18 protein-coding genes are annotated in these 19,828 nt (G+C 45.8%); 13 read left to right on the top strand and 5 right to left on the bottom strand.

Annotated features, from left to right (window positions below):
- The first annotated feature begins 9 nt into the window (after positions 1-9).
- The 4 genes from EPH95_RS03720 to EPH95_RS03705 are packed head-to-tail and all read left to right on the top strand — an operon-like array spanning position 10 to position 4,378.
- Positions 10-930, top strand: a complete 921-nt coding sequence (locus EPH95_RS03720; protein ID WP_142087484.1) for a phosphotriesterase family protein — start codon at positions 10-12, stop codon at positions 928-930.
- Positions 927-2,018: an aminotransferase class V-fold PLP-dependent enzyme gene (locus EPH95_RS03715; protein ID WP_142087482.1), complete on the top strand. Its 1,092-nt coding sequence runs from the start codon at positions 927-929 to the stop codon at positions 2,016-2,018. Before EPH95_RS03720 ends, EPH95_RS03715 begins: the two co-directional genes overlap by 4 nt.
- Before the next feature lie 12 nt (positions 2,019-2,030).
- Positions 2,031-3,185 carry a YhfX family PLP-dependent enzyme gene (locus EPH95_RS03710; RefSeq protein ID WP_142087479.1) on the top strand — a complete coding sequence of 385 codons (1,155 nt, stop codon included), beginning with the start codon at positions 2,031-2,033 and terminating at the stop codon, positions 3,183-3,185.
- A 2-nt stretch (positions 3,186-3,187) separates the two neighbouring features.
- A complete protein-coding gene (locus tag EPH95_RS03705; RefSeq protein ID WP_142087476.1) occupies positions 3,188-4,378 on the top strand; it encodes a phosphopentomutase in 1,191 nt (396 codons plus the stop codon).
- Between the two features lie 61 nt (positions 4,379-4,439).
- Here EPH95_RS03705 and EPH95_RS03700 read toward each other — a convergent pair whose 3' ends face one another.
- The gene (locus EPH95_RS03700) at positions 4,440-5,456 is read right to left on the bottom strand and encodes a DmpA family aminopeptidase (RefSeq protein ID WP_142087474.1); all 1,017 of its coding nucleotides are present in this window, start codon (positions 5,454-5,456) and stop codon (positions 4,440-4,442) included.
- A gap of 78 nt (positions 5,457-5,534) precedes the next feature.
- Complete coding sequence (locus tag EPH95_RS03695) at positions 5,535-7,151, bottom strand: gamma-glutamyltransferase family protein (protein ID WP_142091469.1); 1,617 nt, start codon at positions 7,149-7,151, stop codon at positions 5,535-5,537.
- A 189-nt stretch (positions 7,152-7,340) separates the two neighbouring features.
- Between EPH95_RS03695 and EPH95_RS03690 the strand changes: the two genes are divergently transcribed.
- Both EPH95_RS03690 and EPH95_RS03685 read left to right on the top strand, forming a co-directional pair.
- A complete protein-coding gene (locus tag EPH95_RS03690; RefSeq protein WP_142087471.1) occupies positions 7,341-7,907 on the top strand; it encodes a hypothetical protein in 567 nt (188 codons plus the stop codon).
- Positions 7,908-7,911: 4 nt separating this feature from the next.
- A complete protein-coding gene (locus tag EPH95_RS03685; protein ID WP_142087468.1) occupies positions 7,912-8,112 on the top strand; it encodes a hypothetical protein in 201 nt (66 codons plus the stop codon).
- Between the two features lie 299 nt (positions 8,113-8,411).
- Here the strand turns inward: EPH95_RS03685 and EPH95_RS03680 are convergent, their stop codons facing one another.
- The gene (locus EPH95_RS03680) at positions 8,412-9,413 is read right to left on the bottom strand and encodes a LacI family DNA-binding transcriptional regulator (protein WP_142087466.1); all 1,002 of its coding nucleotides are present in this window, start codon (positions 9,411-9,413) and stop codon (positions 8,412-8,414) included.
- Between the two features lie 193 nt (positions 9,414-9,606).
- Here EPH95_RS03680 and hisD point away from each other — a divergent pair, with 193 nt between their 5' ends.
- From hisD to EPH95_RS03660, 4 genes are all read left to right on the top strand, one after another.
- Positions 9,607-10,881, top strand: coding sequence for a histidinol dehydrogenase (gene hisD / locus EPH95_RS03675; protein WP_142087463.1), 1,275 nt, complete (start codon positions 9,607-9,609; stop codon positions 10,879-10,881).
- A 130-nt stretch (positions 10,882-11,011) separates the two neighbouring features.
- Positions 11,012-12,331, top strand: coding sequence for a GntP family permease (locus tag EPH95_RS03670; RefSeq protein WP_142087460.1), 1,320 nt, complete (start codon positions 11,012-11,014; stop codon positions 12,329-12,331).
- A gap of 320 nt (positions 12,332-12,651) precedes the next feature.
- Complete coding sequence (locus EPH95_RS03665; protein ID WP_142087458.1) at positions 12,652-13,569, top strand: DUF7916 family protein; 918 nt, start codon at positions 12,652-12,654, stop codon at positions 13,567-13,569.
- Positions 13,570-13,598: 29 nt separating this feature from the next.
- Positions 13,599-14,678: a plasmid pRiA4b ORF-3 family protein gene (locus tag EPH95_RS03660; protein ID WP_142087455.1), complete on the top strand. Its 1,080-nt coding sequence runs from the start codon at positions 13,599-13,601 to the stop codon at positions 14,676-14,678.
- A gap of 55 nt (positions 14,679-14,733) precedes the next feature.
- Here EPH95_RS03660 and EPH95_RS03655 read toward each other — a convergent pair whose 3' ends face one another.
- On the bottom strand, positions 14,734-15,591 hold the full coding sequence (locus tag EPH95_RS03655; RefSeq protein WP_142087453.1) for a GNAT family N-acetyltransferase: 858 nt from the start codon (positions 15,589-15,591) through the stop codon (positions 14,734-14,736).
- A gap of 135 nt (positions 15,592-15,726) precedes the next feature.
- Here EPH95_RS03655 and EPH95_RS03650 point away from each other — a divergent pair, with 135 nt between their 5' ends.
- From EPH95_RS03650 to EPH95_RS03640, 3 genes are all read left to right on the top strand, one after another.
- Positions 15,727-16,512, top strand: coding sequence for an SDR family oxidoreductase (locus tag EPH95_RS03650; RefSeq protein ID WP_142087450.1), 786 nt, complete (start codon positions 15,727-15,729; stop codon positions 16,510-16,512).
- A gap of 137 nt (positions 16,513-16,649) precedes the next feature.
- Complete coding sequence (locus tag EPH95_RS03645) at positions 16,650-17,552, top strand: sulfurtransferase (protein WP_142087448.1); 903 nt, start codon at positions 16,650-16,652, stop codon at positions 17,550-17,552.
- A 207-nt stretch (positions 17,553-17,759) separates the two neighbouring features.
- On the top strand, positions 17,760-18,713 hold the full coding sequence (locus EPH95_RS03640; protein WP_160141588.1) for a DUF4917 family protein: 954 nt from the start codon (positions 17,760-17,762) through the stop codon (positions 18,711-18,713).
- 74 nt (positions 18,714-18,787) lie between these two features.
- On the opposite strand, the gene EPH95_RS03635 is transcribed toward EPH95_RS03640, so the two are convergent.
- A complete protein-coding gene (locus EPH95_RS03635) occupies positions 18,788-19,675 on the bottom strand; it encodes a fructose bisphosphate aldolase (RefSeq protein WP_142087442.1) in 888 nt (295 codons plus the stop codon).
- Positions 19,676-19,828: the final 153 nt, after the last annotated feature.

The raw sequence follows: 19,828 nt of genomic DNA, 5'->3' as shown, positions 1-19,828 counted from the left end.
GGTTCATCTATGATTCAAACTGTGACAGAAAAGATTCAGCCTTCTCAACTGGGTATCTGTGCCGCCCATGAACATTTAACCATTGATTTATCACGAATAAAAAAAGACTCCGATACGATTTTAGATGATGAAGCAGGGATGCGCTCAGAACTCGACGCATTTTTCGCAGCAGGCGGTCGCGCGATGGTGGAAGTGACCAATGATGGGATGGGGCGTAATGCCCCTTTGCTTGCTCGATTAAGCCGCGAGTCCGACGTGAAGGTCATCGCCAGCACCGGTTTTTATAAGGATCCTTACTTACCGGTGTTTGCCCAAAACTGGGAGGCTGAACAATTTGCCGGCCACATTATTCAGGAAGTGAGAAATGGAATTGCTGACTCGGGAATTTATCCAGGTGTTATTGGAGAAATTGGGAGCAGCCATCATGAGCTGAAACCGATCGAGAAAGAACTGCTGAAAGGAGCGGGATTGGCCGGCATTCAAACCGGCCTGCCTGTGACCACTCACACGACACTTGGCACCCTTGGCTTAGAACAAGTGGAAATTTTTTCGAAGATGGGTTTGGCAATGGATCAATTGGTGATCGGGCATCAAGACCTTAACCCCAATCGCGAAGAAGTGTTGGAAATTGTCAAAGCCGGGGCTTTCGTAGGGTTTGATACGATTGGCAAAACAAATTACCGATCGGATGAGGAGCGATTGGATTTATTGCTTTATTTATGGGAAAAGGGGCACGGGCCACAAATTTTATTGTCGGCAGATTTAACGCGCAAATCCCATTGGAAAAAACACGGAGGACCCGGATACGGTTTTGTGTTGACATCATTCGTTCCACGTCTTAAAGAGGCAGGACTCACAGATACGAATATTGAGCAATTGTTGATCAGGAACCCTGCTACAGCTTTTTGTATCAAGGAGGATCGACCATGACATCGCCGGTATTGCCGACCCTGACTATTGAGGAAGCGAAACGCATGCAATTTCGGATCGTGCATGCCATTAGCCGTCATTTTTCCGGGCATGATATTTTTCACCTCGGAGATGTCGGCGTGCATCCCGAAGGGATGAGGCCCCAAACAACTGCCCAAGTGGAAAAAGTGATGGCCGATGTCTTCGAAACAGAGGATGCCGGGCTCGTGAGGGGTTCAGGCACAGGAGCGATTCGAGTGTTGTTAAGCGCTTTGGCAGAACCGGGGGAGACGATTTATATCCACGATGCCCCTGTATATACGACAACCGCGGAAACGTTGCGGATGCTTGGTTTACACACAGCCGTTGTCGACTATAACGATTTAGGGGCTGTACGGAAAGCGGTTCGGAAAAATAGAGGGAAGGTCTTTTACATCCAGCATGCCCGCCAGCAGCCCGAAGACAGGTATGATTTACAAGGTTTAATCGAAACGGTGAAAAACGAGGTCCCTGAATTACCTGTGGTCACCGATGACAATTATTGTGTGTTAAAAGTACCCGCGATCGGCGTTGAGCTGGGTGCGGATTACTCGACATTTTCCGGTTTTAAAGTGCTGGGGCCGGAAGGGGTCGGTGTGATAGCAGGAAAGCATGAGGCGGTAGACATCGTTCGCGGACGCAATTATTCCGGAGGCGGCCAGGTGCAAGGGCCGGAGGCTACCGATTTTATGCGGATGATGACGTTTGCCCCTGTTTCGCTGGCCGTTCAAAACGAGCAAGTAGACATTTTGTGCGAGCGTTTAAATGAGGGAGAAGTACCTGGCATTCACAAAGCCTATGTCACTAACTCGCAGTCGAAAAACGTGATCGTTGAGTTGGAGGAGCCGATCGCGGCACAAGTGATCGAAAAAAGCGCCAAGCACGGTGCAGCAGTTTACCCGGTGGGGGCCGAGTCCCGCTATGAAATTTTGCCAATGATCTATCGCGTTTCCGGAAGCTTTTCAAAAGCCCATCCTGCCTTGAAAGAATACGGCTTGCGCATTAACCCAATGAAGTCTGACGCAAACCATGTCATTCGTATTCTCGGTAATATTTTAAGTGAAGGTTAGGAGGGTGCCATCATGTTTTTGGAGGTCACGAAAAGAAGAAATCCTTCCCTCATAAAAACCGGTGCGCAATTCCATCAGGATGGGTTGATTCTTCCGAATACGTATATGATCGATATGGATGTGGTAGGGGAAAATGCGCGTTCTCTATCCAACCGCGCGAAAGCACACGATATCGAACTTTTTTTCATGACAAAACAATTGGGCCGCCTTCCCCGTTTGGCACGATGGATTGCTGATAATGGAATTGAACAAGCGGTAGCGGTGGAATGGGAGGAAGCAAAAATCCTGCATGATGCGGGGGTGGGCATAGGAAACGTTGGGCATCTCGTGCAACCCGGGAAGTGTCAGTGGAAAGAAACGTTGCAGATGCAACCGTCATTGATCACTGTTTTTTCCCTGGAACGTGCCAGGCAAGTTTCTTCCGCTGCGAAAAAGTTGGGGGTTGTGCAGCCCGTATTGCTGCGGGTGATCGATGGTGGTGACGATCTATATCCCGGACAGGAGGGGGGCTTTTGCTTGGGGGAGCTAGCGTCCATACTTCCTCAACTTGTTTCTTTACCGGGTGTTTGCGTGGAGGGCGTGACATCTTTTCCTTCCCTGCGAATGAATGCTGGGGATACAGGGTTCGAGTTTAGCCCAAACGTGCGAACATTATTGGAAGCGAAAAAGCAGATGGAAGCCCACGGCATAGAGGTTAGACACGTCAACGCGCCAGGTGCGACCAGCTGCCACACGATCCCGATGTTGAAAGAAGCAGGGGCGACGCAAGGGGAGCCCGGGCACGCTCTCACCGGAACGACTCCCCTGCACGCGGTGCAGGATTTGGAGGAACGGCCGGGGATGATTTATGTGACGGAGGTTTCTCATGAGGATCAGAAACACGCTTATGTTATCGGCGGAGGGTTTTATACAAGGGGAAATATGACCGGAGCTTTAGTCGGGAATGAGCCTCAAAAACTGATGGGGCAAAAGTTGACTGCGAAGCGTCAGGATCCCAATTATATCGATTATTATGGTGCTTTGTACAAAGATGGAGACGTCCATGTTGGGGATACAGCGATCTATGCGTTTCGAACACAAATCTTTGTGACACGTGCCCATGTTGCTTTAGTTCGCGGCATTCAGGAAGGAAAACCGGAACTCGTTCATCTCCAGAGGAGGTGGTAACGATGGGGAAAATAATATTGCTCGTTCTTGACGGTTTTGGGGTAGGGGCAATGGAAGATTGCCGGGACTATGAACCGGCGGATTGCAATGCCAATACCTTTCGTCATATTCGAGAACAATGGGCTGAGTTTAATCTCCCAACGTTGGAAAAATTAGGGCTGTTGAAAATTGTAAGCGGAACGGGAACTGCCACTGCAGCATTTGGCCGTTTCGAACTCGCCCATTATGGCGCAGATACGTATATGGGGCACCAGGAAATAGCGGGAACGATCCCGAAGCGTCCGCAAAAAAGATTAATGAAAGATATTCATAAACACCTGGCTACAGCGTTGCAGGCAGAGGGTTATAAATTCGAGTATCCATGGGAAGGGTGCCCGCTGCTTGTAGTGGAGGGAGCAGTGGTTATCGGAGACAACCTGGAGTCCTCTTATGGCAATATCATTAATCTGACAGCTGATTTTAACCGTATGCCTTTTGAAAAAGTGAAAGAAGTGGCCCGAGTGGTTCGGGAAAATGTCGATACAAGCCGTGTCATTGCTTTTGGAGGTCCGTATACGTCTATGGATCATATCCTATCCGTTGTAAAAGAGAACAACCCCGGACAGTGGGGCGTGGATACCCCGCGTGCCCGGGTTTACGGCAAAGGCTATGAAGTCTTTCATATCGGTCATGGCGTCCAAATCGAGCGACAATTCCCGATGATCGCAGCGCGGCATGGCATCCCCGTGCACAGAATAGGTAAAACAGCAGATGTCTTGCACGGAAAGGGGGAGGCATACCCGATCGTCAATACCGCGGAAGTGTTGAAGAAGTTGAATGAAGTGTACACGCAGGAGACAAGAGATGCCGCCCTTTTGGTGAATGTTCAGGAAACTGATTTGGCCGGCCACGCCGAAGATGTGGAGTGGTACGCACGTTTGCTGCAAGAAGTCGACACTTGGTTGGCTGACTTCATCCCGAAGCTTGAAAGAGAAGATGTATTGTTAATCACTGCCGATCACGGCAATGACCCCACGATCGGCCATTCTAAGCATACGAGGGAATATACGCCATTGCTTGTGACGGGACCCAAAGTAAAAGCGGTTGACATTGGAACGCGTCAAACGATGGCCGATATCGGCGCTACGTTTTGTTCGTATTTCGGACTTCCCTCGACTGAATCGGGGAGAAGCTTTTTGCGGAAGCTCTATTAAGGCATACGATTGGTCACAGATGCCGACGCTGAGTATACATCGGCTGCTAAGCTAGCATTCATTACTCCTTTATTCCAACCAGTGACCGCCTTATCGCAAAAGCCTCTTCCCGAGTGATCGCCCGCTCCTTGTTTCCGTCACGGCCGACCGTTGTTTCAGCGGCAAACAACGAGTTCCAGATTGCTTCTTCCGTTGCGCTTGCGGTTGCATTGAAAATATCGTTCATTACGGAATGATCATCGCGCAAAAACTGAAAACGTTCTTGTTCGCCGCCTTCATGCGCTACTTTTTGGGCTGTTGAAAATGCAATAGCGATATCGCCGCTTCCGTGATGGGCCGTCGAACCTGTAAGGGCCAGGCCGAAAGTCGTCCGCTTTGCCACACGTTGAAGTTGACGTTCATTTAAAGCATGGTCCGTCGCCACAATCATCATGATGGAGCCCGGGGGAAAATCAATATCATTACGTGTGCCATAATTTGAAACGACGAGTACACCGAGTGTTCCATCGCCAACAACACGCGAACTCGTACCTACTCCTCCTTTAAAACCAAGGCTGGTCATTCCGGTACCTGCACCTACTGCTCCCTCATCTACATTGCTCGAGGCTCTTTTAATCGAAGTAATCGCGTGCTCCGGGCGCACGTGCAAACCGCGAATATCGTTTAAAGAACTGTCGTTGCATTCACCGACAACGACGTTAACGGTGCCTGTCGTTGTGCCGATTTCTTCATTTTCCCGTAAGAGATATTGAAGTGTCCCTTCGGTGACCGCGGGCACACTGAACGTGTTCGTGAGCATAATCGGACTTTCAAGGAGACCGAGTTCATCGACTTGAACGAGCCCGGTTGTCTTTCCGAAACCGTTGATTACGGAGGTGCCGGCAAATACTTTTTCTCTGAACAGGTTCCCTTTATGGGGAAGGATCGCCGTTACCCCTGTGCGAATGTCATCCCCCTCGAACAAGGTGACTTGACCCACGGAAACGCCAGAGACGTCGGTGATGGTGTTGTTTTTGCCGGTAGGCAAGGTGCCGAAGGTGAGCCCGTGGTCACGGGCTCGTTTTTTACAATGGCTCATATCCGGATTCTCCCCTTTATTTTCTACTAGCAGTCAAAAACCATCTTATTACGTCGAATCGTAGAGGACAATGGTTTATTAATATGCAGAGACTGTCCCGTCCGTTCGCGATTCAGATCCGCCCATTAGTATACCTGTTTTCGAATCTCGCCAAATGATTTGGCCTCTTCCGAAATCACCAATCGTATCTGAAGAGATTTCAATGTCATGCCCTTTATTTGTGAGTGCGTGCGCGAGGTGGGAAGGGAATGTCTTTTCAATAGAAACGGTTTTATCTTCCACCCATCTCCACCTTGGCGCATCTAGCGCGGCTTGGGGGTTTAGATCGAAATCAATCGTATTCATCAATGCCTGCACATGGCCTTGAGGTTGCATTAACCCACCCATCACTCCGAATGGTCCGACGGCCTGATGCCCTTTCGTTAAAAAGCCGGCAATAATGGTATGATACGTTTTTTTCCCAGGCTGTAAGGCATTGATATGGGTAGGGTCCAAGGAAAAATCATGGCCGCGGTTATGAAGGCTAATGCCGGTGCCGGGAACGACAAGGCCCGATCCAAAGCCCATATAGTTGCTTTGAATGAAGGATACCATATTCCCTTCCCCGTCAGCGGATGCAAGATAGATAGTGCCGTCATCCGAAGGTTTGCCCGCTTCAGGTTCACGTGCTGCCTCACCAATGAGCGAGCGTCGCTCATCCATGTATGAGTCGGATAGCAGCGATTCCGATGAAACATCCATGTAACGTGGGTCCGTAATATAAGTTTGGCCATCGGCAAAACCGAGTTTCATCGCTTCGATTTGTTTATGATACGTGTCGGCTGTGTCTCTCGCCGGGAAATCAAACCCGTTTAACATCTTTAAAGCTTGTAATCCGATCATTCCTTGGCCATTGGGAGGCAGTTGCCACACATCATAGCCCCGGTAATTGACACGAATCGGTTTCACCCACTCCGGTTGGTAAGCGGCCAAATCTTCTTTTGTTAAATAACCGCCATGTTCTCGTGAAAACTGGGCGATTTTTTCCGCAATTTCTCCGCGATAAAAAGACGCTGCCTTCGTTTGTGCAATATCCCGCAGCGTCTTCGCGTGGTCAGGGGACGCCCATACATCACCGGCTTTAGGAATTCGGTTTCCGGGGGCGAACGTTTCAAACCAACCCGAAAATTCCGGACCAACCAAATCTTCTTGATAATCTTCATAAGCCTGTTCCCAGAGATGGGCGACAACTGGAGAAACAGGAAACCCGTGCTCGGCATAATCGATCGCTGGTTGCAATACTTCAGTGAAAGGCAATTTCCCAAATTGTTCGGAAAGGGCTGCCCACGATGATGGGGCACCTGGAACAGTGACCGGAATCCAGCCGGTTTCCGGGATTTCCTCGTATCCATCTTCATGCAAGGCATCAATGGAAATCGACTGTGGTGCCGGTCCGCTGGCATTCAATCCATGAAGCTTTCCTTTTGTCCAAACAAGCGCAAAAGCGTCTCCCCCAATTCCATTGCCGGTGGGTTCAACGACCGTTAGGCAAGCGGCTGTTGCAATCGCGGCATCAATCGCGTTTCCGCCTTTTTTTAAAATATCCAATCCGGCTTGCGATGCCAATGGTTGGGATGTGGCGACCATCCCGTTTTCCGCGAATACTGATTTTCTTGAGTGTGGATAGGGCTGATAGAGAGGATCCAAAATGCTCATCTCCTTTGATTGATTTGACAAAGCCAATCTGGCGTTGCCTATTGTTTAAAGAACGTTGCTTCATTTAAAAACAACCATCTTCTCAAGAAAACAAGTATATGCTAAAATACGAACAAATGTTTCCATTATGGTTGTTTTTTCCTTTCTCTAAGTTCTTTAAGTCTTAGATCGATGGATTGGAGGGAGAGCATGAAAAAGAGAACTCCGACGTTGGAAGATTTCATAAGAAGCCATGCGCATTTTTTTCAAGATCCGTTGGTCCAAGCCTTTATGGAGAAAAATCATCATTGGGGATTATTGCGCGCAGCGATTGAACAGGAAGACGAAGCCTCTTCGGATTTATTAAATCAACGTTTTGAAATGTTTTATTTAAAAATACGCATGATGCAATACATCACGACGTTGAGCCGTTTTTACGTCAATTCTTATGACCAATCCAAACGTAAACAAATGGCGATGTTAATGTTGGATGCACCTAACGATGCGGCAGAAGAAGAAGGGAAGACGCGAGGAGATTTAGTGCCTGCGGAAGGCCCATCCTCTGATGATGCCATAGCGCGAGAAGTTCGAGATCTTTTGCCAACCGCTGAAATGCAAAAAACCTTTCAGTCTTTTAGTCAAAAGAAACAAGTCATCGTTTATATTCATTTATTTTTTCAAGCTAGGGATCAAGAGATCGCAGAAATGTTCGGGTGCACCCCTCAAAATGTTTCGAAAATGAGGAGAATGGCGTTCGCACAACTTCGGGGAGGTTGATAGGATGGATCAAAATGCACTTATTATGGAAGTGTTGAAGGATATGGAGCCTAAGATTCAAAAGGGTTTACAGGCGACACATCCGCAAGAGCGCGAAGATCTAAAGCAAGATATGAGGACACGACTGGTCAAAGTAACGAGTGAAATGGAGAGGATTTCTTTTTGGACATTCAAGGAGCGGTTTTATGAAAAAGGATTGAAATGAAATGGAGTTCAGCATCAGCTAGATATAAACGCCGAATGTTTTCCATTAAACAAAGGAGCCACTTGGAGCTCCTTTGTATTTTGTTATTAAATTAGGGGCTACTGAACAACTTGTTGCTATCAGGAGAAGAGGGGATGTCGCTTTCATGGTTTCGATTGCCGCGTACGAACGGCCAAGCCTCCTCGTGTCTCCGCCATTACAGCGCCATTCCTTCCGTTTTGACGGTAAGGTGCAAGGGTTTTCTTTTCTGCAAATTGGCGGGGCTCGCAGGAAAAAAGGTTAAAGCATAAAATTCTGCTTTACTCTCTCGGTCCGGTTGTGCCTCGAATCAGTATCCTCGGTTCAAGCGTTCTCTGCATACTGTTTTGCTCTCCTGGTTCAGTATCCATCATATGAATCAAATGTTCAATCGCATGCAGACCCATGGATTTCTCGGATTCATGTGCTATAGTGGTCATTTGAATGGCGGCGTGTGCAGTCATATCGATATTGTCCATTCCGCATATGCTAAAGTGTTTGGGGATTCGGTAGCCCATTTGCAGTAAGTAATTTTGGCAAAATAGTGCAATCGAGTCTGTCGCCGCGAAAATGGCGGTTGGTGTTTCATCCAATAAAAGCAACTCATCCACCGCTTTAACCACTGATAATTCAGTTGTATCTGTTTCTTTTATCCATTCATAGCTCACAGGTTGATTAGCACCTGTCATTGCTTTTTGGTATCCGGATAACCTTCCTTGAAACGTTGACGCATGTGTTGGTCCCCCTATCCATGCAATTTTGCCATGACCAAGTTTTAATAAATGATTGGTCGCTAATTGTCCCGCATTTTCATTGTTAATTTCTACATAATTTCCACCTGAACGATACCGGCGGTTAAACATGACGAAAGGGATGCCTGAAGCTACCAGCTCTTGATAGATAGGGTCGTCGATAAATATTGAAGATAAAATAATGCCATCTACTTGTTGTTTTAGAACTTCCTCATAGACAGAAAGATTGTCCCCTTGGTCTTCAAAATAGACAAGCGTGTGATATCCGTGTTCTTTGGCATAATTGACAATCGCCGTCGTGCTGTCAACAAAAAAAGGGTTATGCAAAGGTCCGGAAATTAAAGCGATATACTTGGTTTTTTGTTGTTTCAAACTACGGGCGATCGAATTTGGCCGATAGTTTAACTTTTTCATTGCCTGCTTAACTTTATCAACGCTGTCTTTCTGAACGTTTTCTGGGTTATTTAAGACGCGAGAAACCGTAGATTGTGAAACGCCAGCTTCCTTCGCCACATCTTTTGAAGAAACCATTTTTATACCTTCTCCCGTTTCGGTGAATACGTATTTAACCTCATTGTAAACGCTTTAATAATAGATGTAAACATAAATTAGCATAAAATCCATGGTTCATTTTTAAAATTAACCGTTTACAATTAAATATCTTTTCGATTACAATGAATACGTATTCAAACATGGTTACAAACGTAGAGGAGTGTGTAGATCAATGGCGACTTATTTAAAACACGGGAAAACCGATCAAGAAAAACAAGAAGCGGATACGAAGGTTCAACAAACCGTTAACAACATCATAGAAGACGTTGAAGAACGTGGCGATGCAGCTGTGCGAGAGCTTTCGGAGAAGTTTGATAAATGGTTGCCAGATAGCTTTCGGCTCACCAAAGAAGAGATTGACGGAGCAATTGCTGAGTTACCGGACAGTGTGATTCAGGACATTAAGTTTGCGCAAGATCAAATTGAAAATTTTGCCAAGCATCAACGTGAATCGATTCAAGATATTGAAGTGGAAACCCGTCCGGGCGTCATTCTTGGCCATAAAAATATCCCTGTAAACAGTGTTGGCTGCTATATTCCAGGCGGCCGTTATCCGATGGTTGCTTCCTCGCATATGAGCATTGTCACCGCCAAAGTCGCCGGTGTTGAACGCGTGATCGCGTGTACACCTCCGGCAAATGGCGAAATTCCTGCCGCCACCGTAGCCGCTATGCATATGGCGGGTGCCGATGAAATTTACTTGATCGGCGGTGTGCAAGCCATGACAGCTATGGGGATAGGCACCGAGTCAATTGATCCGGTTGATATGATTGTTGGTCCGGGAAATGCTTTTGTGGCAGAAGCAAAGCGTCAACTTTTTGGACGAGTCGGTATTGACTTGTTAGCCGGACCAACAGAAACACTCGTCATTGCGGACGATACAGCTGATGTGGAGATGGTTGCCACTGATATTCTCGGGCAAGCAGAGCACGGACCTACGTCGCCGGGGGCATTGATTACGACTTCTCAATCTTTGGCCGAATCGCTGGAGGATGAAATTGCTCGCCAATTACAAACATTGCCAACGGCAGATGTTGCCGAAGTGGCCTGGAGAGATAACGGAACGATCATTGTAGTTGAAGATGAAGAGGAGGCTGTGCGCGAAGCCGATAAACTAGCGTTTGAGCACGTTGAAGTGCTTACTAAAGATCTGGATTACTTCTTAAATAACCTTACAAATTACGGCGCTTTATTTCTAGGCCCGGAAACAAATGTTGCTTATGGGGATAAGGTTATCGGCACAAACCATACGCTCCCTACAAAACAAGCGGCTAAATATACAGGAGGCTTGTGGGTTGGAAAGTTCCTGAAAAACTGCACATACCAGAAAGCTACCGAGGAAGCTAGTGTGGAAATAGGTAAATATGCCGAAAGGTTATGTGAACTAGAAGGTTTTATGGGGCACAAAGAACAAGCTTCTCTACGCGTTCGTCGTTACGAAAGCTAAAAAGTCAACAGATAATTTCTACTTGGACTGTGCGCTGCAAAAGGGTGGTCGGAGATTATTCTCCTGACTCCCTTTGCTTTTTGTAACTACGTCTTCCATCCATTTGAAAGGTAGTAAAAGGAGAATTTTTATGCTGAGCATGATTGGTTTACTTGGAGGGATAACATTACTTATTATCCTTACCATGCGTGGCATGAATTTGTTAGTTGCCGCGCCTCTAAGCGCTTTGTTTGTAGCTGTTTTCAGTGGCCTTCCAATGTTTCCGGAACTGGCCGGGGAAACAGAAGCAAGTTTTGTCGGAGATTATATGGATGGCTTCTCCGGATTTGTTGCTAATTGGTTTTTAATGTTTTTGCTTGGGTCTATTTTTGGTAAGGTCATGGATGACAGCGGTTCAGCGCTTAGCGTTTCCAAATGGGTGGTTGGGCGTTTCGGACTTAAGTATGCCGTTTTGACAGTTGTTGCTGCCTGTGCGATTTTAACCTATGGCGGAGTGAGTTTGTTCATTGTAGGATTCACGGTTTTCCCGATTGCTCTCAGCTTGTTTAAGCAAGCGAATTTACCGCGCCGCTTTATCCCGGCTGCGCTTGCGTTTGGTTCCGTTACTTTTACAATGACGTCAGCGGGTTCACCTGAAATCCAAAACTGGATTCCTATTCCTCATCTGGGAACAAGCCCTTACGCTGGTTGGGAAGTCAGTTTGATTGTAGCAATATTTATGATGATTACAGGTTATGTATGGTTAAAATGGATAATTAACCGTGCGGTTAATAAAGGCGAACAATTTGACGAACGAAACGGAGATCCTGTGGAAACGGAAAGAGAATTACCGAACCCGCTGCTTTCAGGTCTCCCGTTACTTGCAGTGTTGGTTACAGCATTTATATTTCATGATACTCTTGGTACTTCTGCACTCATCATTGCCTTATCCAGTGGCGTGTTTACCGCGTGGCTCGTCAATCGTCGTTATCTTGAAAATGTATGGACATCAGCTTCGAACGGCACAACCGGGGGGCTCTTGGCCATCGCCAACACCTCGGCAGTCGTTGGATTCGGCACTGTTGCGGAAGCAACGCCTGCATTTGACAATGCTGTTCAGGCGATGACGAATGTACCTGGTGATCCGTTAGTCGGAGCGGCTATTGCTGTAACCGTGATTGTTGGACTTACTGGTTCCGCATCCGGCGGCCAGGAGATTGCTTTGCCTAATTTAGCCCCTGAATATTTAGAGCAAGGTGTTGATCCTGAGGCACTGCACCGTGTCACTGCACTCTCTTCGGGGGCATTGGATTCATTACCTCACGGTGGTTATACGGTAACAACGATTCGTGTTATTTGTGGAGAAACCCATAAATCAGCGTATCCGGCCGTTTTTGCAGTAACTGTTGTTGTGCCGTTACTTGGTGTTATCCTCTCCATTGCTCTTTTCTCATTAGGCATTGGGATTTAGTGAAAAGAAGATCGTGATTACGAAAAAACTGTAAACCAACTATTAGTCGCTTAGAACATAGGGATTATCCCTGAGTTCTTAGCGGCTTTTTTTGAATTTGTTCAATGCTGTGCTAAATTAAAGACAAAATCAGTAAATAATGGAATGTACTAAAACAAGAACAAGGGTCTGATAAGATGGTCAAACTTTGCATACATAGGAAGTGCTTTTTCCACACTGTTTCAGTTTTTAGGCTGAAGGATCAATTCGCAAAATCTGACGAATAACGATAATTTCTGTGTTAAATATTCTAAATAAAGATAGAAAGGGTGTCTTGAGACATGAAACGATTGCTGGATTGTACGGCTTCGGATTTTGCCGAAATGAATGGAATGCAGTTAAGGCAGGCGATTGAGGCTTCAGAAGGCAGGGTGATGTTGTCCGAAGTCGTTTGCGCTTCAACGCCATTATATCCCGGTTTGACGAATGCGGAATATGCAGCAGCTTTCGGGGCCGATATGATTTTGCTGAACGCATTTAATGTTGATCAGCCAAACATCCAAGGGCTTTCGGCGGACAATCCGAAGCATGTCATCACAGAATTGAAAACATTGATTGGAAGACCGGTCGGGATTAATTTGGAACCGGTTGATGCCGATGCCGATCGTACAGAGACATTGGATACTCTGCCAAAAGGGCGTACCGCAATTCGTGAATCGTTGGAGAAGGCTAAAGAACTGAGTGTGGATTTTGTCTGTTTCACCGGCAATCCGAAAACGGGGGTGACTAACACGGCGATTTTAAAATCAATTCGCGAGGCAAAGGATATTTTCCGTGATGACATCCTGATTTTTGCCGGAAAAATGCATGGCGCTGGTGTGAAAAATAAATCAGGCGATGGGATCGTAAGTGAGAATGTTGTAGCGGAATTTGCTCAAGCGGGTGCAGACATTATCTTGCTCCCGGGGGTTGGCAGTGTTCCGGGGACGACACTTGCCAAGACAGAGACTTTGGTTCAAACGGTCCATGAACGTGGCGCTCTGGCATTAACTGCAATTGGAACTAGCCAGGAAGGGGCCGCAAGGGAAACGATTCAACAAATAGCGCTTGAAAATAAAATGGCCGGTGCAGATGTTCACCACATCGGTGATGCCGGGGAGCACGGGATCGCTGTCCCGGAAAATATCATGGATTATTCAACAGCTATTCGCGGGAAGAGACATACATATGTGCGAATGGCGGCTTCGATTAACCGGTGAATGATATTTAAAACAAAGGAGTGTACCTCATGCTCATCCAATGTACGAAAAAGCTTTTAGATCAATTGCATGAAAAACCGGAGGCAGACGTGGATCACGCGTCACCTTTGTTTTCTTGGCATGCCAATGTGATCACGGTCAATCGGAGAAAAGCTGTAGTTGTTGTGAATGACAACAACCGTTATGTCGTTGTTTTATATGGGCTTAAGGCAAAGGATTTCCGGAAACTCAATGAGTTGATTGTTCATGCCATTCGCCAAACATTCCGTGAAGAGGGGATAAAAGACGACGTCATTGAGCAATACCTTGAAACGGCCGGGGCGGTCACTTTTTCAAAAACAAAGAATCGCACCACTGTAGCTAGATTGAACAAAGCTAGTGAGATGGTTCAAGTTTTTGACGATTTGCTTCAACACGAATCTTTTTATCAAACGGAGATAGGGATGCGAGTAAGCCGTCATTTAGTGACGGACGGTGACAAGGGCTATATTACCCCCAATGAAGAAATGTATAAAGACTTGGAAACATTTAGCGGGGGACCGATTATTAGCAGTCAAGCGGCGGTGTTGATGGTGACACTCGAGCTTGAAAATCATGAAGTTTTGCGTAAAATCATCGTTCCCGCAAACATAACTTTTGATAAAGTTCACATGGTGATGCAAAGGGCGTTTGGCTGGAAAAACATGCATTTGCATGAATTTTATATCCTAGGAAAAGAAGGGCAACCGATTGTAAATCTTGTTGGTGACAATGAGGCTCTTGCTTATGAAGATGATCTCCCCGTGAGACTTGAAGATGGCACCAAGCTGTCCGAGTGCCTCCCGGCTACGATGAAGTATGTCTATGATTACGGCGATGATTGGGTGCATCGGATTGAAATTGAAAAAGTCATCACCGACTATGATAAAAATTATCCGGTATGCCTGGAAGCTCATGGCAACGCGCCGCCCGAGGATGTTGGCGGAGAAGGCGGATACGAAGAGTTTTTGGACGTTATCGCTGATGAGCGACACCCCGACCATGAGGAGATGAAAGCATGGGGGCGTATGCAAGGCTATCAGGACGTGAATATTAAGGAAATTAATTTTGATTTGAAAAGAAGGCTGTGAGGGGCTGGAAAGCTGGAGGGAAATGGCTGATAAAACCCGCCCCCGCCCCCTCCGACTATGCATGGTTCATTCCATAAAGAATCCAAGGGGAGGGGAGCGCAAATGGATGATCGGCCGGGAGGAGGTTAACTTCTTCTTTTGTTAGGTCGATCCATATGTAAGTGTCTTCTCTCGTTTGGGCGCGAAATGTGCGGTATGCTGCGGCCACGGTTTCCCATAAGCCTTTTTGGGACCAATGGTCGCTCCATGGATAGACGACATGCAAGTAATGGTATTTTTTCTGATCGGTTTTGGCAATGAAGAATCGGGTTTTGGTTTGATTTTCATAAAAATCCCAGTTTTGTAAAAGGTCGTCTGAAAATAAAGCCGGAGACGCCGGAAAGGGATAATAACATTCAAAGGGAAAAATCTTGGAAGATTGGATATACGTCTTTTCCACCCAGTCTCGTTTCCTTTTTAAATCATGGATCGGCTCCCAAAGTTCAGCTCCCGATTGTAATGACGCGGCATCATTGGTTGTCGCATTAAATAATGTGATCTGGGGAGTTAAACCGAGTTTTTCCAACACGCGCTGCGCCGGGATATTATGTTCTTGTGTGTTTGCCCCGACCCACTGGATCTCCGGATGCTCAAGAGCCTTTTGGATGACGGAAGTCATTAGCTTCGTGGAGCGGTTTCCCCCTTGCAAGGAACGGTCACTACGAAGCCTTCCCAACATGGCATAGCGGTTGGCAAAAACGGTATATCCGCCTGTGCTTACGAGCTGGCTATTTTCAAATAAACCATAAAGTCGATGATTCCCGGTGACTAAACGATCAAATATTTCGGTGATGTAATCATCTTCAATACCTGTATCTATTTTTTCAAATCGTGGTAAATCTTCAACGTGTAATTGACGAATCAAACGGTTCACTCCTTATTTTTTCCTACCTGCGCCCATTGTATAGGATCAGGACGTTTATTTCATTAATTCCCGGTTAGGTTTTAATCAAATGGTGAACGGGAAGCGCCTTAACAAGGTCAAGTATCTCTGAAGGAGGTCCAGTAAATGAGCAAAACTATTTTTATCACGGGCGCCGGCAGTGGGCTTGGTAAAGGGGCAGCAATTGGACTTGCGAAAAAAGGGCATCGGGTGATTGCTTCCGTAGAAATTATATCTCAAGTCACCTCTTTACGTGAAGCTGCAGCTGACGCAGGCGTCGAATTAGAAGTGATTAAACTCGATATTACCGATAAAAGGGATCAGCAATTGATCGCGGAATATGATTATGATGTGTTCGTGGCGAACGCGGCCATTGGAGAAGGGGGACCACTAGCAGAGGTTCCGGTGGATCGTGTGAGAGCCATTTATGAGACGAACGTCTTTAGCACGTTGGAAAATGCACAAATCGCAGCGGAAAAGTTTGTGGATAAGAAAGAAGGAAAAATCATCTTTTTAAGTTCGATTGTCGGTATTGTAGCAATGCCTTATTTGGGTCCGTATAGTTCTTCGAAACACGCACTGGAAGGCATTGCTAAATCGATGAGGGCAGAGCTGAAGGAATTTAATGTGCAGGTAGCTACCATCAACCCAGGGCCATATGAAACGGGCTTTAATGATCGGATGTTTGAAGAAAAATGGAAATGGTTCGAGAATGAAGATAACTTCACTAGCCGGGAATCGGTTGCAGAAACCGAGAAAATTTTGGAGCAGCAGTACGACCCGGAAGAAATGATTGCAAAAATGGTGGAAGTGATTGAAGCCGATCACCATTCGTTTCGGACAGCCTATCCTCAAGAAGTAGAAGACACGATGAAAAGCACAGAAAAAGAAATGTGGGAAGATGAGGTATAAAATGACTTGCAAAAAGGGGGCTGATGAGCCTCCTCGTGCTGTCGCACCGCGAGGGTATTTCCTTGAGTTATGTGTGGTATTTCAAAGATAATAATCCTTATAGATATTATAAGGATTAATAAGGGAGGAAATCAGAAATGAGTCAAGTACCATTGATCGTCGATACGGCATGGTTAGCAGATCGGTTAGATGACCCGAAATTACGATTAATCGATGCAACAACATTTTTAAAACCGCCTGAGAGTGGTGGGTATTACGATGTATGGTCCGGGAGAGAGGCATATAACGAGGGGCACATCCCAGGTGCCGTTTACGCTGACTTGCTCCATGAGCTCTCTGACCCGGACTCGGAATTTCCTTTCACCGTTCCCTCAAGAGAAAGGTTTTCTAAAAAAATGGGTGAATTAGGCGTCGGGGGCGATGACACGTACGTTGTCGTATATGACCAGGGAAACGCGATTGTAGGTGCACCGTTTATCGCATCTGACTGGGCATCGCGGCTTGCTTGGCAGTTACGCTATGAAGGGTATGGCAATGTTGCCGTGCTTGAGGGGGGATTCGTGAAGTGGAAGGAAGAAGGACGTTCCATTTCAACGGAACCCGCCTCATATCCTGAAGCGACATTCACAGGGGAGCGCCGCCCAGAACTATTGGCAACGAAAGAAGACGTCAAGGATGCTTTGGATGATGAGAATACCATCCTGTTGAACAGTCTTTCAGAAGCTGACTTTAACGGCGAAACAGACACCTATGCGCGTAGCGGGCATATTCCTGGCAGTGTCAATGTTTTCTTTGGCAATCTCTCTGATCCTGAAACGAAAGAGCTTTATAATGACGAACAATTACGTGATGCGTTTGAGAAAGTCGGAGCGCTTGATCCTGGTAAAAAAGTCATCACTTATTGTGGAAGCGGCATCGCCGCCACTTGGAACGCTCTGCTTTTAAACAAGTTAGGCAAGGATAACGTTGCAATGTATGACGGTTCAATGACCGAGTGGACCGCAGACCCATTGCTTCCATTGGATAAAAAAGACAAATAAAACATGGAAGGACGCCGGGGTGAAAGCTGGCGTCTTTTTAGCTGGATGTAATAGAAATTACTTTCATTCGCTGGTAGAAGGAAATTTGAGCGTGTTACCACATAAGTTCCCATCCTTTCCTTGACAGTATCATCCAATGTCAATATTATGTAAATAATAGGTCATAATGAATAGATTTGTTTGTCTATTTTAGTAGGAGGGGAACTTGTGCGTTTGCCAAGATATGCTGAACTATTTTCTAACGAAATTAAGGTAGATAATCTTTTGCTAGGCAATGGATTTTCCAGGAATTTTTCAGAGAATTTTTCGTATGGGAACTTGATGGACAAGTGTGAGGGGCTTAAATGGAATGAAGAACAGCTGTTTGAAAAATTACAAACTAGCAATTTTGAGGAAGTATTGAAAATTATACATAACACAAAAATGGTGAATGAAGTGTATGGTATACGGTATGATGAGTACGATTATGCCTATGAAAATATAAAAAAATCCTTAATCAATGCAGTGAAAAAAGTCCATATTGAACCATCGGATATGGAAGGTTTAAATATCCGGGTGGGATCAAAAAACCTTCTTGGAAAAACAAACCGTGATATTTTTACGACTAATTACGATTTGATCTTGTATTGGTTGCTTAACGAAGCAAACAATAATCATCGCCGTCTTGGTGATATGTTTAGGAAAGATCGTGGTTATCTTTATTTTGATGAACATAATAACCGAAAATTTCAATCGAATTTGTTCTATCTGCATGGTGCTCTTCATCTTTATGTTGAAGATGGGATTACTAAAAAAATTAGCAGCAGGGAGCAAAATAAAGATTTACGTGAAATAATCACCCAACGAATTGATCATGGACAAATTCCCTTATTTATTTCAGAAGGTAGCGGGAGCGAGAAATATGAAGCAATCATGCAAAATGAGTATTTAAAGCAGGGGTATAATACTTTGCGGGAAGCCAGCGGTGAGTTAACGATCGTAGGACATAGGCTGAATGAAGATTCAGACCAGCACATTATTGATGCGATAAATGATTCTAAAATAGAAAAAATATATTATGGCGTACATGGTGAACGTGTACCTCACGATATTGAAGAGAATTTGACAAAAAAGGTTGAATATTTTAATTCAGAAAACTTTCTTCTTGATTTTGCTGAATAAAGGTCTCTCCTAGGGTTTAATTTTTAAATACAAACAATTCCCGGGGATCATCTTCCCCCGGGATCTTTATATCTTCACGTAACAGAAGCTCGGTAAATGGAGTCCACTGCTTTTTGCAGGGTGTCATTAAACGCTTCATCGGATTGGTCGACATTCAAATCTTGGGTGAGTGCGCGGGAGAAACTGGCGATGAGATCTTTGTTTTCCGCCAGTTTTTCGTTCGCTTCATCTGTCGGGTAGCCGCCGGATAGCGCGACCACACGAACGACCTTCGGATGGTCAATCAGCGTTTTATACGTGTTCGCGACGGTTGGGATCGTCAGTTTTAACATCACGTGATCGTCTTGGCCGAGTTGATCGAGGTGGCTTTGAATTTCCGCTTTCAATAGTTCCTCGCATTTTTCTTTTTCCGGGCTGTTAATATTCACTTCCGGTTCGATAATCGGAACAAGGCCGGCTTCGATAATCGTTTGGCCAATCTCGAATTGCTGATCGACGACTGCTTTGATGCCTTCCGGGTTGGCTTCTTTGATGACGGAACGCATCTTTGTGCCAAAGATGTTCCGTTCATTCGCGCGCTTCAGCGTTTCATCGAGGTCATTGATTGGTTTCATCAATTGCACGCCATTTGATTCTTCCGCGAGGCCTTTATCCACCTTCAAGAACGGGACAACGCCTTTTTTTTCCGCCAAATAATCGCCGGTGTACATGCCTTCGATTTCGCGGTCCATCGTTTGTTCAAACAGGATGGCTCCGATGATCTGCCCGGAATTGAATGCAGGCGAGGTGATAATTCGTGTGCGCATCTCGTGCACCAAGTCAAACATCTCATCGTCGTTGGCAAATGCATCTTCCGAAATGCCATATAGGGCGAGGGCTTTCGGCGTGCTCCCTCCGCTCTGGTCAAGCGCTGCGATAAACCCATCTTCGTTTTTCATTTGTTCAAAATGACGCTCTTGCATAACTGACACTCCTTTATTAGATTAAACTGCTATTTTTTATGTAAGATGTACAATACCGCATCTATTGTATCATTAATAGGGGGAAGGGTACAGTGGGATGTTGAAATGATCAAATGCACAATAAATTTTAAAGGTATCGAAGAAAAAAATAAT

It is taken from the genome of Salicibibacter halophilus, from assembly GCF_006740705.1.
In the GTDB taxonomy this organism is placed as follows: Bacteria; Bacillota; Bacilli; order Bacillales; family Marinococcaceae; genus Salicibibacter; species Salicibibacter halophilus.
Note: the sequence above shows the minus strand (reverse complement) of the source record. Positions and strands in the feature narration are given on the sequence as shown.

Bases quoted from the DNA above. Each gene is read 5' to 3' on its own strand.
- EPH95_RS03700 (WP_142087474.1), bottom strand. From the start codon at position 5,456: ATGAGCCATTGTAAAAAACGAGCCCGTGACCACGGGCTCACCTTCGGC.
- EPH95_RS03645 (WP_142087448.1), top strand. From the start codon at position 16,650: ATGAGTCAAGTACCATTGATCGTCGATACGGCATGGTTAGCAGATCGG.
- EPH95_RS03695 (WP_142091469.1), bottom strand. From the start codon at position 7,151: ATGAGCATTTTGGATCCTCTCTATCAGCCCTATCCACACTCAAGAAAA.
- EPH95_RS03720 (WP_142087484.1), top strand. From the start codon at position 10: ATGATTCAAACTGTGACAGAAAAGATTCAGCCTTCTCAACTGGGTATC.
- EPH95_RS03660 (WP_142087455.1), top strand. From the start codon at position 13,599: ATGCTCATCCAATGTACGAAAAAGCTTTTAGATCAATTGCATGAAAAA.
- hisD (WP_142087463.1), top strand. From the start codon at position 9,607: ATGGCGACTTATTTAAAACACGGGAAAACCGATCAAGAAAAACAAGAA.
- EPH95_RS03710 (WP_142087479.1), top strand. From the start codon at position 2,031: ATGTTTTTGGAGGTCACGAAAAGAAGAAATCCTTCCCTCATAAAAACC.
- EPH95_RS03650 (WP_142087450.1), top strand. From the start codon at position 15,727: ATGAGCAAAACTATTTTTATCACGGGCGCCGGCAGTGGGCTTGGTAAA.
- EPH95_RS03715 (WP_142087482.1), top strand. From the start codon at position 927: ATGACATCGCCGGTATTGCCGACCCTGACTATTGAGGAAGCGAAACGC.
- EPH95_RS03685 (WP_142087468.1), top strand. From the start codon at position 7,912: ATGGATCAAAATGCACTTATTATGGAAGTGTTGAAGGATATGGAGCCT.
- EPH95_RS03635 (WP_142087442.1), bottom strand. From the start codon at position 19,675: ATGCAAGAGCGTCATTTTGAACAAATGAAAAACGAAGATGGGTTTATC.
- EPH95_RS03690 (WP_142087471.1), top strand. From the start codon at position 7,341: ATGAAAAAGAGAACTCCGACGTTGGAAGATTTCATAAGAAGCCATGCG.
- EPH95_RS03665 (WP_142087458.1), top strand. From the start codon at position 12,652: ATGAAACGATTGCTGGATTGTACGGCTTCGGATTTTGCCGAAATGAAT.
- EPH95_RS03680 (WP_142087466.1), bottom strand. From the start codon at position 9,413: ATGGTTTCTTCAAAAGATGTGGCGAAGGAAGCTGGCGTTTCACAATCT.
- EPH95_RS03670 (WP_142087460.1), top strand. From the start codon at position 11,012: ATGCTGAGCATGATTGGTTTACTTGGAGGGATAACATTACTTATTATC.
- EPH95_RS03705 (WP_142087476.1), top strand. From the start codon at position 3,188: ATGGGGAAAATAATATTGCTCGTTCTTGACGGTTTTGGGGTAGGGGCA.